The organism is Nesterenkonia sandarakina, from assembly GCF_013410215.1.
GTDB lineage: Bacteria > Actinomycetota > Actinomycetes > Actinomycetales > Micrococcaceae > Nesterenkonia > Nesterenkonia sandarakina.
On sequence record NZ_JACCFQ010000001.1, the window covers coordinates 1111674 to 1126751 of the forward strand.

The window sequence follows — 15078 nt, forward strand, 5'->3', positions numbered from 1 at the left end:
TATCAGAAGATCACTCGCACTTTGATGAGACAGGGAATTGATTTCTATGTGGGGAAGAAAAGCAAAGCTGAGCACCGCCGTCCTGGCCGCGGGGTCCCTTCTCGGGCTCTCCGCCTGCGGCGGCGGTGACGCCGGGAGCACCGAGCCCGACGCCTGGGTGCTCAACGGCGGAGTCTGGACCGTGGTGGAAGAGGACTTCGAGGCCTGGAACGAGGAAAACCCGGAGCAGACCTTCACGGTGGAGAGCTTCGCCAACGACATCTATAAGGAGCGGATCCGCACCGCGGTGGGCTCCGGCGAGGCTCCCACGCTGATCGTCGGCTGGACCGGTGGTGGGCTGCTGGAGTACGTCGAGGGCGACTATGTCACCGACATCACCGAACCGACCGCAGATCTCCGCGAGAGGCTCATCGATTCAGTGGTGGCCAACGGCGAGGTCGACGGCGCCACCTATGCGGTGCCGATGAACAATGTGCAGCCCGTGATGATGTATTACAACCAGGAGCTCTTCGACGAGGCCGGCATCGAGGTGCCCACCGACTGGGACGAGATGCTCGAGGCCGTCGAGGTCTTCCAGGACCAGGGTGTGCACCCGTTCTCACTGGCCGGCGGCTCGCTCTGGCCGATGCTGATGTGGGCCTCCTACCTCACCGATCGGATCGGTGGCCCCGAAGCCTTCGAAGCCGTGGTGGCAGGGGAGCCCGATGCCTGGTCGCATCCAGCGATCATCGAAGCCATGGAGCGGATCCAGGAACTCGTGGAGGCGGGTGCCTTCGATCCCGGCTTCGCCTCTGTGGTGGCAGACAACAATGAGGATGCCCACCTGGTGGCAGACGGGCTCTCGGCCATGGTGCTCCAGGGGTCCTGGGTGTACTCGCGGCTGCTCGAGGAGGCCCCGGAATTCATGGAGTCCGGCAATCTCGGGGTGACCACCTTCCCGTCGATCCCCGGCGGCGAGGGTGACCCGAACAGCATCGTGGGCAACCCTGCCAACTTCTGGTCCGTCTCGGCGAACGCCACGGAGGAAGAGCAGCAGGCCGGCATCGATTACCTCTCGGAATGGCTGTTCAACGACGACTACGTCGACGGCATGCTCGAGACCGGAAACATCCCACCGCTGACCGGGCTCGAGGACAAGATCGCCGAGACCGAGGACCCGGAGTTCCTGGACTTCGCCTACGGCATGGTCACCGAGGCGCCGAACTTCCAGCTCTCCTGGGATCAGGCGGTGGACCCCAGTCAGGAGCGCGCGCTGCTGGAGAACCTGGGTCAGGTCTTCGATGGAAGCCTCACCCCCGAGGAGTTCGCCGAGAACATGAACGCCACGCAGCCCACCGACTGAGACCGGAGCTTCGTCTCCCGGGAGCTGCTCGCTGTTGATCCAGCGAGCCTCGACAGGTTCCCGGGCGGCGAAGCTCCTGGGCTGGAGTGCTCGCCGAAGACGCCGCCCGATCATGTTGCGCCAGTGTGACCTCGGTCATCTGCTGTGTCTTGACACACACCTGCCAGCTATTTAGTCTTACGGCAAGACGAAATCCAGATCACAGTCTGCGAGGAGTCCGTCTCTGGCACCAGAGGCGCTCCTGGTCCGGACTGTGGCGCTGTACTGCTGAGTCACCCGTCCGGCCGATCCGGAGAGCCGGGAAGACCTCGGCGATGTATCGGTACACGGCTGGGGCTCGCATGCATTGATGAGAAAGGACGCGACGATGCGTAGAACAACTCGAGTGGCCGCTGCAGGCCTCGGCGTGACATCCCTGATGGCACTCTCCGCCTGTGGCGGGGGAGGCGAGAACGGCGGGGGCGATGCCAATGCTGACGCATGGATCCTCACCGGCGGCGGCTGGCCAGCCATCCAGGAAGACTTTGACCGCTGGAACGAAGCCAACGAAGACGCTCAGATCGACACCGAAGCCATCGAGAACGACTCCTATAAGGGTCAGATCCGCACCGCGGTCGGCTCCGGCGAGGCGCCCACGCTGATCATGTCCTGGACCGGCGGCGCGCTGCTGGAGTACGCCGAGGAAGAGCGCATCGTCGACCTCAGCGAGCACACCGGAGACCTCGAGTCCCGGGTCTTCGACTCGGTCTGGCAGAACGGCCAGATCGACGGCAGCACCTACGCGGTGCCGCTGAACGATGTGCAGCCAGTGGTCATGTACTACAACCAGGCCGTCTTCGATGAGGCCGGCGTGGAGATCCCTGAGACCTGGGAAGACGTCGAGGCAGCCATCGACACGTTCAATGAGAACGATGTCGCTCCCTTCTCGCTCGCCGGTGGCTCCGTCTGGCCGGCGCTGATGTGGCTGCAGTACCTCACCGACCGCCACGGCGGCGAAGAGGTCTTCCAGGCAGTCGTCGAAGGTGAAGAGGGCGCATGGGACAACGAGTCCATCCTCTTCGCACTGGAGACCATGCAGGATCTCGGTGAGAACGGCGGCTACATCGACACCTACAACTCGGTGACCGCGGACCAGAACGAGGATGCCCAGCTGCTGGCTGACGGCCAGGCCGCGATGCTGCTGCAGGGCTCCTGGGTCTACTCCACGATCCACCAGGACTTCCCGGAGTTCGCGGAGTCCGGTGACTTCGGCTTCACCTCCTTCCCGACCCTGGAGGACGGCGCCGGTGACCCCTCGAACATTGTGGGCAACCCTGCCAACTTCTGGTCGGTCTCAGCGGATGCCTCGGAGGAGGAGCAGCAGATCGCCTTCGACTACATCAGCGAGAACCTCTACAACGAGGAGACCGTGACCGCCATGCTGGAGGCCGGCTCGCTGCCGCCGCTGGCTGACATCGAGGACCAGATCGCAGAGACCGAGGACGCCGATTTCCTCGACTTCTCCTCCAACCTGGTCGGCGAGGCCAACCACTTCCAGCTCTCCTGGGATCAGGCAGTTGCTCCCGAGGTGGCTCAGCCGCTGACGGACAACCTCTCGCAGATCCTCCGCGGGGACATGACTCCCCAGGAGTTCGTCGACGCGATGAACTCTCTCTGATAGATCCAACAATCGGTTCGGGGTGGCCTGCATCGGCCGCCCCGAACCGATTGCCTTGCACCGACAACCAGAATCTGAATCGAGCTCATGACTGAAACCGCCGCTCGAAGCAGGACGACCGGATCGGGTCATAAGGGACCTTCATTCCTCATGGCCCTGCCTGCCGTCTTGTTCTTCGGAATATTCGCCTTGATACCGCTCTTCGGGGTGGTCGTGATCTCCTTCATGGAGTGGAACGTTCTGGGCTCCCCCGAATGGGTGGGCCTGACCAACTGGCAGGCGGTGCTCTTCGACCGGCCCTTCACCTGGACCGCACTGGGCCTGACGATCACCTTCGTCGTCGGCTCCTACCTCTTCCAGGCGCCCGTGGCCCTGCTGCTCGGAGTCTTCATGGCGGGCCAGCAGCGCTATCGCGCCCTGCTCGCAGTCCTGTACTTCCTGCCGCTGCTCTTCTCCTCGGTGGCCGTGGGCCTGACCTTCCAGTCGCTGTTCTCCCCGAACTACGGCCTCTCCGCCGCACTGCCCTTTGACTGGCTGCCCAATGACTGGCTGTCGAACTCCGACCTGGTCATGTGGGTGATGATCTTCGTGGTCGGCTGGTGCTTCGTGCCCTTCCACGGTCTGCTCTACCAGGCCGGGGTCCGCCAGATCCCGCAGTCCATGTATGAAGCAGCCACCATCGACGGCGCCGGACGTGTCCGACAGTTCTTCTCGATCACGATCCCGCAGCTGCGCTACACGATCATCACCTCCTCGACGCTGATGCTCGTCGGATCACTGACCTACTTCGACCTGATCTTCGTGCTCACCGGCGGCCAGCCCGCCAACGCAGTGCGGATCCTGCCGCTGGACATGTACGTGACCGGCTTCAGCTCATACAACCTCGGCTACGCCTCGGTCATCGCGGTGATCCTGGTAGCCATCGGACTGACCCTCTCCCTCTTGCTGAACATCATCTCCGGTTCATCGAAGATGGAGAGCGACAAGGCAGGCGCATGATGACTCACACCGCAAGCACCCAATCCGCGACCCCCGACGCCGGCAAAGCGCTGAACCCCGAGGTGCCCGGGTTCCAGCAGCGCGAGATGAAGCAGAACAAGGTCCGCCGCACCGGCGCCCCGGGGGAGAAGCCGAACATTCTCGGCGGCCTCGGCGGCTGGCTCTGGCTGGCCGTCATCATCCTGCCGATCTACTACATCGTCATCACCTCGTTCCGCACCAGCGAGGACCTGCGGTCCTCGAACCAGCTGCTGCCCACCACGAACCCCACGCTGGCACCGTTCATCCGGGTGATCCAGAACGACTTCCTGCACTACTTCACCAACTCGCTGATCGTGACGCTCTCCACCGTCGCCGTCGTGCTGGCGGTCTCGGTGATGGCCGCGTACTACATCGCTCGGTCCACAACCCTGGGCGGGCGGCGGCTGTTCCAGGTCATCCTGCTGGGCATCGCGATCCCGGTGCAGGCCACGATCATCCCGGTGTACTACCTGATCCAGCAGCTGGGTCTCTATGACACCCTCTGGGCGCTGATCCTGCCGCAGATCGCCTTCGCGATCCCGCTGAGCGTGTTGATCATCGTGAACTTCGTCCGCGACATCCCCATGGAGCTCTTCGAGTCGATGAAGGTGGACGGCGCCGGGGAGTGGAAGATCCTCACCGCGCTGGTGCTGCCGATGGCCAAGCCGGCGCTGATGACCGTGGGCATCTACCAGGCGCTGCAGGTCTGGAACGGATTCCTGTTCCCGCTGGTGCTCACCCAGAGCAGCGACGTCCGGGTGCTGCCGCTCTCACTGTGGGAGTACAGCGGCCAGTTCGGCATCGACGTGCCGGCCACGCTGGCCGCCGTCGTGCTCTCCGCGCTGCCGCTGCTGGTGGTCTACATGCTCGCCCGCCGCCACATCGTGGCCGGGCTGACCGCAGGCTTCGGCAAGTGAGCTTGAGCCCCACCGATTGATCCCTCAGCGAAGCTGCCGGTCCTTCCCGACCGGCAGCTTCGCTGTTCCCCGACCGACCGCGACCACTGCGCTGCACCGACCACGACGGCTGCGCCGAACATCCAAGGAGTTCACAGATGAGCAACCAGACCCCCGACCGGATCACCGGCCCCTGGAACGATGCCTCGCTCTCGGCGGCCGAGCGCGCGGAGGCGCTGCTGGCGCAGATGACGCTGGAGGAGAAGGTCTCCCAGCTCGGCTCGCACTGGGAGATGCGCGAGGATCCGGACACCCAGGGGGAGGTCGCGCCGATGGAGGACGCCATGTCCTCGGGCAAGCTGCCCTTCGAATCCGAGATCCTCGACGGCGAGGGCCACCTGACCCGCACCTACGGCACGGTGGCGCTCTCGGTGCCCGAGGGTGCTGCGGACCTGCGCCAGCGCCAGGCCGCGGTGATCGCCGCGAACCGGTTCGGGATTCCCGCGATCGCCCACGAGGAGTGCCTCACCGGCTACACCGCCTACCAGGCCACGGTCTACCCGACCTCGCTGGCCTGGGGCGCCACCTTCGACCCGGAGCTCATCGAAGAGATGGCGGCCGCAATCGGTGCAGACATGGCCGCCACCGGAGTCCAGCAGGGACTCTCCCCGGTCCTCGACGTGGTCCGCGACGCCCGCTGGGGTCGCGTGGAGGAGACCATCGGGGAGGACCCCTATGTGATCGGCACCCTGGCCACCGCCTATGTGAAGGGTCTGCAGTCGGCCGGGATCATCGCCACCCTGAAGCACTTCGCCGGCTATGCCGCCTCCCGTGCGGCGCGCAACCACGCCCCGGTGCACATGGGCAGGCGCGAACTCATCGACATGATCTTCTACCCCTTCGAGCTCGCCGTCCGGGAGGGCAAGGTCGGCTCGGTGATGAACTCCTATGCAGACATCGACGGCGAAGCCCCCGCAGCCTCACACTGGCTGCTCACCGAGGTGCTGCGCGAGCAGTGGGGCTTCGAGGGCACCGTGGTCGCGGACTACTGGTCGGTGGCATTCCTGGAGAAGATGCACCATGTGGCCGCTGACCAGGCCGAGGCCGCCCGGCTGGCCATCTCGGCCGGTCTTGACGTGGAGCTGCCGCATACCGGCGGCTACCGCACGCTGGCCCAGCAGGTCCGCGACGGCCTGCTCGAGGAATCCGTTCTGGACGCCTCGGTGCGCCGGGTGCTGCGGCAGAAGGCCGAGCTCCGCCTGCTCGACCGCGGTGCGGACGACGCCGACTGGGAGCCTCGCATCGACGAGTCGGTGGACCTGGACTCGGCGAGCAACCGCGCCCTGGCCCGCAAGGTGGCGGCGAAGTCGCTGGTGCTGCTGAAGAACGACGGCGTCCTGCCGGCCACCGCTGAATCGCTGGCGGGCAAGCGGATCGCCGTGGTGGGGCCCTCCGCCGATGAGCCGCGCACCATGATGGGCTGCTACTCCTTCCCGAACCATGTGCTGGCCAAGTACCCCGCCGGGACCTTCCCGCATAAGGGGATCGGCGTGCCGATGCCCTCGATGCTGGAGTCCCTGCGCGAGGCCTACCCCGAGTCGGAGGTCAGCTACAGCTATGGCTCACCGATCGTGAACTACGACGACTCGCAGATCGCGGCGGCGGCTGAGTCCGCTGCGGCTGCCGACCTGGCCGTGGTGACCGTCGGGGACCTCGCCGGCATGTTCGGCGCCGGCACCTCCGGTGAGGGCTGTGACGTCGCGGACCTCAAGCTTCCCGGCGCCCAGCAGGAGCTGGTCGAAGCCGTGCTGGCCACCGGCACCCCCGTGGTGCTCGTGGTCATCTCCGGGCGCCCCTACGCCCTGGGTGACGTCGCGGAGCGCTGCGCGGCGATCGTGCAGGGCTTCTTCCCCGGCGAGGAGGGCGGCGGCGCCCTCGCAGATCTGCTCCGCGGCGCCATCGAGCCCACCGGCCGGCTTCCGATCGGGGTCCCGGTGCACCCGGGCGGCCAGCCCTCCGGCTACATCGCAGCCCCGCTGGGCCTGAACAGCCAGGGCGTCTCGAACCTCGATCCCACCCCGCTCTACCCCTTCGGCCACGGACTCAGCTACACCTCCGTGGAGTACTCCGAGCTCACCGTCTCGGATGCGGAGCTCGCCGTGGACGGCGCCACGGAGGTCTCGGTGAAGATCACCAACACCGGTGAGCGCCCCACCGAAGAGGTCGCCCAGCTCTACTTCGGCGATCGGGTGGCCTCCGTGGCCCGCCCGGTGCGTCAGCTGCTGGGCTACGCGAAGGTGGAGCTGGCGCCGGGTCAGAGCCGCACGGTGACCTTCCAGGTGCACGCCGACCGGTTCTCCTTCACCGGAGTGGACTACCGCCGGATCGTGGAGCCCGGGGCCATCGACCTCTACGCCGGGCCCTCCGCGGGGGAGCTGCCGCTGCAGACGCAGCTGGAGCTCACCGGGGCGGTGCGGGAGATCACGGGTCAGCGCGTGCTGACCACCCCGGCCCGGATCAGCTAAGGCTGGGCCCTCCCGCTCCCACCGCAGGTCCGCAGCGGGCACAGGGAAGCCCCCGATGCATCAGCGTCGGGGGCTTCCCTGTGCCCGGCTGGGGTTGAACCGGGTCTGCGTGGGCCCAGGGGCGTCCGGGGCCGCCGGGTCAGTTCTGCTGGATCACCAGGTCGGTGCGGATCTGGTGCAGCATCGGGGCCACTGTGCGGGTCAGCAGCAGCAGCAGGAACGAGGCCAGCAGCACCGGAAGCCAGTCGGAGACCACCACGATGAGCCCGGCGGTGATCACCAGCAGCGAGACGATCCCCAGTGCGGCCAGCGGAGCCGACGCCGCCCCGTAGAGCGCGACCTTGAACAGGTCCCGGGCGCGGAAGGAGAAGTTCGCGATCACCACCAGCGCGGCGACGGCGGCGATCACCCCGGCGACGCCGATCACGATGCCTGCCACGATGAAGCCGAGACCCACCTGGGCGTAGGCGGCGTTGAAGGCTGCCAGCGCCAGCAGCGCCACGGCGGGGACCCAGATCAGCAGCGACTGGGCGAGGCCCTCGATCCAGCCCTTCCAGAAGCGCAGCCAGGGCACGACGTCGTGATCGGTGCGCCAGGCATAGATTCCGGCGGTGATCGCGGGCCCGAAGAGCAGCGCGCACACCGCGTAGAGCGGGATGTTGCTGGCGTCGGGCTCGAGCAGGAAGATGCCGATCAGCGCGGGTGCTGTGGCCAGCACGAAGCCGAGCTCGATGATCAGCAGCCGGTACACGAAGTTCGTGACGCGGCTGAGCGGGCCGTTGCGATCGATATCCATAGAGCTCCAAGATAGTGCGCCCCGGCCCGTGAGGGGGCCGGGGCGCATGGGTGGTTCGTCAGGTCCAGTCCTGCAGCACCTTCAGGCTTAGTCTTCAAGCACGTCAGTCTCGATGTTCTCCTGTGCTCGCTGATAGGCCTCGTTGTGCAGGTCCACGAACTCGGCCATGCCGGAGGACTCCAGCTCTGCGACGAAGGCGTCCCATTCCTCCATATCGCGCTGACCCAGGATGAACTGGGCGGTCGCGGTGCGGACCTGGTCGGTCAGCTGGGTCTGGTTGATCGAGGCGCGCTCGCGCTCGAGCTCATCCAGCGGACGGGCCGGTGCCGGCGGCACGAGCTCCTTGTCGTCCATGGACTCGCGGAACTCGATGACCTCGTCGCGGAGCATGGACTGCACCAGCTCCGTGGAGGAGCCGTGGGCGAGCAGGAACACGCCGTTGTGGTACCCGTAGTCGACGTTGAGCTCTTCCTCCGCATCCGGATTCAACCCGTGCATGTTCACGTTCTCAGCCAGTTCGCGCGTGCCGTCCTCGGACTTGGTGTAGGTCTCACCCTCCACGCCCCACTTCGCGAACTCCATGCCCTCGTCGGAGTAGTAGAGCCAGTCGATGAACTGCATCAGCGCAACGAAGTCCTCCTCCTCTGCGACCGGGGCGGACAGCGCGATCCCTGATTCGAAGCGGCTTCCCGCCACCTTGTCGCCATCTGGGCCGGCCGGCACCCTGATCTGCCGGACTTCCATGCCCTCGTCGCCGACCTCCTCGATTGAGGTGCGGTATTCCAGCACGGTCTGGTCATTGGCACCGATCACTGCCGAACGACCGGAGGCGAACTTCTGGACCGCCTGGTCGTCGTCCTGGGTCAGTGACTCGGAGTCCATCAGGCCCTCGTCGACCAGATCCGCGAAGTATCCGACCAGGTCGCGGTATTCGTCCATCGCACCGGCATAGACGAACTCATCGGCCTCGGCGTCGTAGTGCATGCCGTCGCCGTAGCCCCAACCGGCGCTGGTGCCGAAGTTCGGGGCCGCTGTGGTCAGAGTCGCTTCCAGCGGGCCGTTCTCCGACCAGCGGTCTGAGAACGGAATCATATCGGGGTAGGCCTCCTGGACCTGGCGCAGCTGGTCGGCAAACTCATCGAAGCTCTCCGGGTCCTCCAGGCCCAGCTCATCCCAGATGTCGCCGCGCACCGCGAAGGAGTACTGGGCCTGAGGTGCCTCGTGAAGGCCTGGGAGGACGTAGAACTTCCCGTCCTCCTGGTACAGCGAGGCGAGGTCCTCCTCGAGTCCCCATTCCTCGACCTTCTCAAGGAAGTTAGGCATCAGATCCACGTAGTCGCTCACCGGCAGCAGCGCCCCGCCGGCGATGAACTGGGTCTCGTCCCCGGGGTAGGTGATCGGGATGAAGTCCGGGGCGTCGCCGGCGCCGATGACCAGTGCTCGGCGTTCCGCCCAGTCCGAGAGCGGAGCGTTGCTGGTCTCAAGCGTCACCCCGTGCTCCTCCTCAAGCTGGGTGAAGAAGTCCCAGTCACCCTCGATCGGATAGTTCGGGTGATCGCGATAGAGCAACGAGAACTCCACCGGTTCGGTGGCCACGAAGGTGTCGCCGGCGGCGAAGTCCTCCATGGCCCCGGCGCCGGAGGCTTCCATATCGACCTCGGCGGCCGCGTCGCCTTCTCCCTCGGCGTCGCCGCCGCAGGAGACCAGCAGCAGCGCCGAGGCGGCCAGGACGGAGGTGATGGGCCAGGTGCGCCGGAAGCGTCGACGTCGTCCCTCAGGGGTGCCGGTGACTGGAGTGTTCATGTGCGAGTGATCCTTTCGTGCCTGTCCGGGTCATCCATTGATCCGGTGCGAGGTCTGATGCCGCGGGAGAGCTGCGACGCAGCGGGGGGGGTCAAGCCTTGACGGAGCCGAGCATGATGCCGCGGACGAAGTACTTCTGCAGGAACGGGTAGAGGCAGATGATCGGCAGCGTGGTCAGCAGCATCGTGACCGACTGCACGTTGGAGGCGATCTGTGTGCTCTCACCGGCCGCCCCGCCCATCTGCTCGGTGCCGGTGGCACCGGCGAGCAGGTTCCGCAGGTACACGGTGACCGGGTAGAGCTCCCTGCGGTCCAGATAGAGGAAGGCCTGGAACCAGGCGTTCCAGAAGCTCACCGCGTAGAACAGGATCATGGTCGCCATGACGGCCTTCGAGAGCGGGATCACGATCCGCCACAGGATGCCGTAGGTGGTGAGCCCGTCGATCTCGGCTGCCTCCTCCAGCTCCTCGGAGAAGTTCTCGAAGAAGGCCTTCATCACCAGCAGGTTGAACACGCTGATCGCGTTGGGCAGCACGATCGCCCAGATCGTGTTGGTGAAGCCGATCGCGTTGATCAGCACGTAGTTCGGGATCAGGCCGCCGTTGAAGAACATCGTGAACACCGCGACTCCGATGAAGAAGCTGCGTCCCTTCAGGTGCCGCTTGCTCAGCGCGTAGGCGAAGCAGGTGGTCAGCACCATGGCGATGGCGGTGGCCACCACGGTGTAGATCACGGTGTTCGCGTAGTTGCGCCAGAACATCGAATCGCTCATCACCACCTCGAAGGTGGTGACGTTGAATCCGCGCGGGATCAGGTTGACTTCGCCGGCATTGATGTAGCCCTCCGAGGAGAAGGACTGGGCGATGATGTTCATGAAGGGATACAGCGTCACCGCGCAGATCACGATGATCGCGATCCCATTGAAGACTCGGAACGCGGAGTAGGACTTCGAGTCCTTGATCTTGATGGTCTGAGTCGGGCGGGAGCCGATGCGCGGGTCCTTCTCGACCTTGGTGCCGGGTTCGGCGGGAATGGTCACCACAGCGAGTTACCTCCGAGCTTGCGGGCGATGCCGTTGGCGGACAGGATCAGGACCAGGCCGATGAGCGCCTCGAACAGGCCGATGGCGGCCGCGTAGGAGAAGTTCGACGAGGTGATTCCCACCCGGTAGACGTAGGTGGCGATGATGTCGGCTGTCTCATAGATCAGCGGGTTGTACAGCAGCAGGACCTTCTCGAAGCCCACCGCCATGAAGGTGCCGACGTTGAGGATCAGCAGCACGATCATGGTCGGGGTGATTCCAGGGATGGTCACGTGCCACATCTGCTTCCAGCGGTTGGCGCCGTCGATCCGGGCCGCCTCATAGAGCTGGGGGTCGATCGTGGTCAGCGCGGCCAGGTAGAGGATGGTTCCCCAGCCCACGGTCTGCCAGACCTCGGAGGAGACATAGACCGTGCGGAACCATTCCGGAAGCTGCATGAACGGCATGGTCTCCCCGCCGAGGGAGCCGATGATCTGGTTGATGGTGCCGTTGACGCTGGTCAGCTGCAGGACCATGCCAGCGACGATCACGATGGACATGAAGTGCGGCAGGTAGGAGATCGATTGCGCGATCCGCTTGAACTTGTTGCTGCGCAGCTCGTTGAACATCAGTGCGAGCACGATCGGCAGCGGGAAGCAGATCGCCAGGGTCAGCGCCCCCAGGATGATGGTGTTCCAGAAGACCCGCCAGAAGGTCGGGTCCTGGATGAACATCTCGATGTAGTGCATCCCGACCCACTCATCGCCGAAGATCGAGGATCCCGGGCGGAACCGGCGGAACGCGATGACGTTGCCGGCCATGGGCAGGTAGCGGAAGATCAGCAGGAACAGCAGCGGCAGGATCAGCAGCGTGTAGAGCCGCCAGTCGGTCTTCAGCGCGTGCTTCCAGGTGTTGGTGTTGTTGGTCCCGGCGTAGCCCTTGCGGCTGTTTCGACGCTTCTTCTGCGGCTTGTCGTTCGGGTCGGTGAACTCCGGCACGACGCCGGCTTCACGCAGCGCCGGCTGGCTGCTCCCCTCGGTGACACCGATGGCGCTCATGCAGCTCCCCTCAGAGTGATTCGGCTACCCTGCAGCGAGAAGATGCGACGTGATTCAGGTCACAAGGTAAGCGGTTTCCTAGAACTTAGTTGCATGGCGCACACTAAGTCAAGCCAAACCGTGGTTTGAGTCACATCTCGCGACTATGGTCGCCTGGGGATAGAACCGCGTTGGGGCCGGGGTGCCGACGGGATGCGGTCAAGCCGGGGCGGTCAGCGCTGCGGGGTGCTCGCCCGCAGCACCACCCGGGTCTGGATCTTCAGCCGCACCGGCTCCGCGCCGGAGCCCAGGGCCAGGCGCACCGCGCTCTGGCCCAGCTCGTGCAGCGGGATCTCCACCGAGGTCATCGCCGGGTTCATGTCCTCGGTGAGCCCGACGTTGTCGAAGCCGGCCAGCGAGATGTCAGTCCCCACACGGAGCCCGTGGTCGCGGATTGCCGTCGCCGCGCCGAAGGCCATCATGTCCGAGGTGGCGAAGACGGTGTCCAGCGGGGCACCGAGGTCCTGCCGCCGCGCCAGCAGCTCATGCATCCCCACATAGCCGCCGTCGCGGGTGAACTCGGTCTCCACGATCGCGTGGTCGCTGAGCGAGATCCCGCGTTCGGCCAGGCCGGCGCGGAAGCCGCTGATCCGGTCGGCATTCGTCTGCAGGGTCATCCGCCCGGAGACCACGCCGAAGTCTCGGCCACCGCGATCGACCAGGGCATGGGCGAGCTTCCGGGCGCCGTCGTGGTTCTGGATGTCCACCAGATCGAAGGGGGAGGGGCCCTGGGTGATCACGACGACGCGCCCTCCGGTCTCGGCATAGGCGCGCAGCGCGGCCGTGAACTCTTGCGTGTGGGTGTTCTCCTCGTCCCGGGAGCCCGCGACGATGATGGCCTGGGGTCGCTGGCTGCGGAAGGTGCGCAGCATCTCCAGCTCGCGGACCGGGCTGCGCTCGGAGGCGGCCATGGTGACCATCAGCCCGGCCTCGCTGGCCCCGGACATGATCCCGGCCGCGATCGCGCTGAAGTAAGGGTCGGCGACGTCGCTGAGCAGCACCGCCACGGTGGGGGAGGCGCCCTTGGCCACCGTCTGGGCCGAGAGGTTCGGCAGGTAGCCCAGCTCCTCGGCGGTGCGCTTCACCCGCGCCGCGATGTCCGCGCTGACCCGACGCGAGCTGCCGTTGATCGCCCGCGAGGCGGTGGCGGTGGAGACTCCGGCCGCGCGCGCCACCTCGGTGAGAGTGATCTGGCGCTGCTGGGCTGCCATGCGGTTCCTTCCTGGCTCAACGCATCAGGGCAGCCGCACCGTGGCGCCGGGATGTACGGCGCAGCGGCCGCAGCCGGTATGGACACCGTCCTCAGCTGGGCGGATCACAGACAGTGTGCCACGGCCTTGTGATTCAAGCCAGGGCGCGACCCCTTGCAGGCAGAAGGCCGGTCTCGCCGCGCACAGGTCTCAGTCGCAGGCAGGTCTCAGTCGCGCCGAGGTCTCAGCCGCGGGCAGCGATCAGCTCCCGACGAGCAGCATAGGCCTCCCGCACCTGCGGCGTCGGTGTCCCGGTGATCGTCTGGGTCTGCACCGTGGACCAGGCGGGGGGCGTGGTCGACCCGCTGAGCACCCAGGCCGCCTGCCTCGCGGCGCCGTCGGCCACGTACTCGCCCGGCGCCGGGACTGTGACCTCGCGGCCCAGGATCGCCGGAGCGATCTGCTGCACGGCGGCGGAGCGGGCAGCGCCGCCGATGAGCGTGATCGATTCCACCGGGACTCCCTGCGAGGTCATGGCCTCCAGGCCGTCGGCCAGACCGCAGAGCAGTCCCTCCACCGCGGCGCGGGCCACGTCCTGCGGGTTCATCGAGGCCAGGGTCAGCCCGATGAAGGACCCGGTCGCGTGCGGCAGGTTCGGGGTGCGTTCCCCCTCGAGGTAGGGCACCAGGGTCAGTCCGTTGGCTCCGGGCTCCGCGGCCAGTGCGAGCTCGGCGAGCCCGGCATGATCCACCCCGAGCATCTTCGCGGCGCCGTCGAGCACTCGGGAGCCGTTGAGCGTGACCGCCAGCGGCAGGAACTCCCCGGTGGCGTCGGCGAAGCCGGTGACCATCCCGGAGGGGTCCTGGATCGGCTTGGGCGAGACCGCCGAGACCACCCCTGAGGTGCCTATGGAGATGGCGACGTCACCGGTGCTCATCCCGAGTCCCAGGGCTGCGGCGGCATTATCGCCTGCGCCCGGGCCCAGCAGGAGATGCCCCCAGCCTCGGGAGGCGTCCCCGGAGCCCACCTGCTCGGCGGGTCCGGCCACGCGCGGCAGGGTGATGCGCCGGGCGGCGTCCTCGGTGATCCGCAGGGCACGGGCGAGCAGGTCGAAGCGATAGCTGCCCGCGGCGGTGTCGAAGTAGCCGGTCCCGGAGGCGTCGGAGCGATCGGTGGCCAGATCGCTGAGCTCGGTGGAGCCGGAGAGCTTCCAGGTCAGCCAGTCGTGGGGGAGTGCGACGGCGGCCACGCGCTCCGCGTTGTGGGGTTCTGCATCGGCGAGCCAGCGCAGCTTGGTCACGGTCAGCGAGGCCACCGGCACCGAGCCGGTCATCGCCGTCCAGGCCGCGGCACCCTCAGATCCGCCGCCGTACTCCGTGATCAGCGCGTCTGCGGCATCGGCGGAGCGGGTGTCGTTCCAGAGCAGCGCGTCGCGGATGACCGCGCCCTGAGCATCCAGGGCGACCATGCCGTGCTGCTGGCCGCCGATGGATGCGGCCGCGACGTCGTCGAGTCCGCCGGCCGCTGTGATCGCCTCGAGGAGCGCGTCCCACCACGCCGCGGGCGCGACCTCGGTGCCTTCGGGGTGCTTCGCGGAGCCGGTGCGTACCAGCTCTCCGGTGTCCGCGTCACGAATGACGACCTTGCAGGACTGGGTGGAGGAATCGATGCCTGCGACCAGAGTCGGCATGCCGTGTCCTTTCATCGCGTCAGTCCGGGCGGACTGCCCTT

Annotated in this window: 11 protein-coding genes; 5 read left to right on the forward strand and 6 right to left on the reverse strand. The window is 66.5% G+C overall.

The genetic code is table 11. The features are described from left to right. Positions 1-46 precede the first annotated feature (46 nt). The 5 genes from HNR11_RS05280 to HNR11_RS05300 all read left to right on the forward strand — a co-directional run bounded on the left by HNR11_RS05280 (position 47) and on the right by HNR11_RS05300 (position 7440). On the forward strand, positions 47-1342 hold the full coding sequence (locus HNR11_RS05280) for an ABC transporter substrate-binding protein (RefSeq protein WP_179441432.1): 1296 nt from the start codon (positions 47-49) through the stop codon (positions 1340-1342). Between the two features lie 367 nt (positions 1343-1709). After that, positions 1710-2999 (forward strand): extracellular solute-binding protein, encoded by a 1290-nt coding sequence (locus HNR11_RS05285; RefSeq protein ID WP_179441433.1) that lies wholly within the window; start codon positions 1710-1712, stop codon positions 2997-2999. Between the two features lie 150 nt (positions 3000-3149). Then, positions 3150-3998, forward strand: a complete 849-nt coding sequence (locus tag HNR11_RS05290) for a carbohydrate ABC transporter permease (protein WP_157075363.1) — start codon at positions 3150-3152, stop codon at positions 3996-3998. Further along, the gene (locus HNR11_RS05295; RefSeq protein ID WP_375139274.1) at positions 3995-4936 is read left to right on the forward strand and encodes a carbohydrate ABC transporter permease; all 942 of its coding nucleotides are present in this window, start codon (positions 3995-3997) and stop codon (positions 4934-4936) included. The genes HNR11_RS05290 and HNR11_RS05295 overlap by 4 nt, the downstream gene beginning before the upstream one ends. A gap of 137 nt (positions 4937-5073) precedes the next feature. Beyond that, positions 5074-7440, forward strand: coding sequence for a glycoside hydrolase family 3 N-terminal domain-containing protein (locus HNR11_RS05300; RefSeq protein ID WP_179441434.1), 2367 nt, complete (start codon positions 5074-5076; stop codon positions 7438-7440). Positions 7441-7579: 139 nt separating this feature from the next. Here the strand turns inward: HNR11_RS05300 and HNR11_RS05305 are convergent, their stop codons facing one another. The 6 genes from HNR11_RS05305 to xylB form a co-directional block, all read right to left on the reverse strand. Beyond that, positions 7580-8236, reverse strand: a complete 657-nt coding sequence (locus HNR11_RS05305) for a hypothetical protein (RefSeq protein WP_179441435.1) — start codon at positions 8234-8236, stop codon at positions 7580-7582. An 87-nt stretch (positions 8237-8323) separates the two neighbouring features. Beyond that, positions 8324-10039, reverse strand: coding sequence for an ABC transporter substrate-binding protein (locus HNR11_RS05310; RefSeq protein ID WP_179441436.1), 1716 nt, complete (start codon positions 10037-10039; stop codon positions 8324-8326). A gap of 91 nt (positions 10040-10130) precedes the next feature. Continuing rightward, positions 10131-11030, reverse strand: a complete 900-nt coding sequence (locus HNR11_RS05315; RefSeq protein WP_232301721.1) for a carbohydrate ABC transporter permease — start codon at positions 11028-11030, stop codon at positions 10131-10133. A gap of 44 nt (positions 11031-11074) precedes the next feature. Next, positions 11075-12118, reverse strand: coding sequence for an ABC transporter permease (locus HNR11_RS05320; protein ID WP_058887984.1), 1044 nt, complete (start codon positions 12116-12118; stop codon positions 11075-11077). 212 nt (positions 12119-12330) lie between these two features. Then, complete coding sequence (locus tag HNR11_RS05325) at positions 12331-13368, reverse strand: LacI family DNA-binding transcriptional regulator (protein ID WP_179441437.1); 1038 nt, start codon at positions 13366-13368, stop codon at positions 12331-12333. A gap of 223 nt (positions 13369-13591) precedes the next feature. Further along, positions 13592-15037, reverse strand: a complete 1446-nt coding sequence (xylB, locus tag HNR11_RS05330; protein ID WP_179441438.1) for a xylulokinase — start codon at positions 15035-15037, stop codon at positions 13592-13594. Positions 15038-15078 lie beyond the last annotated feature (41 nt).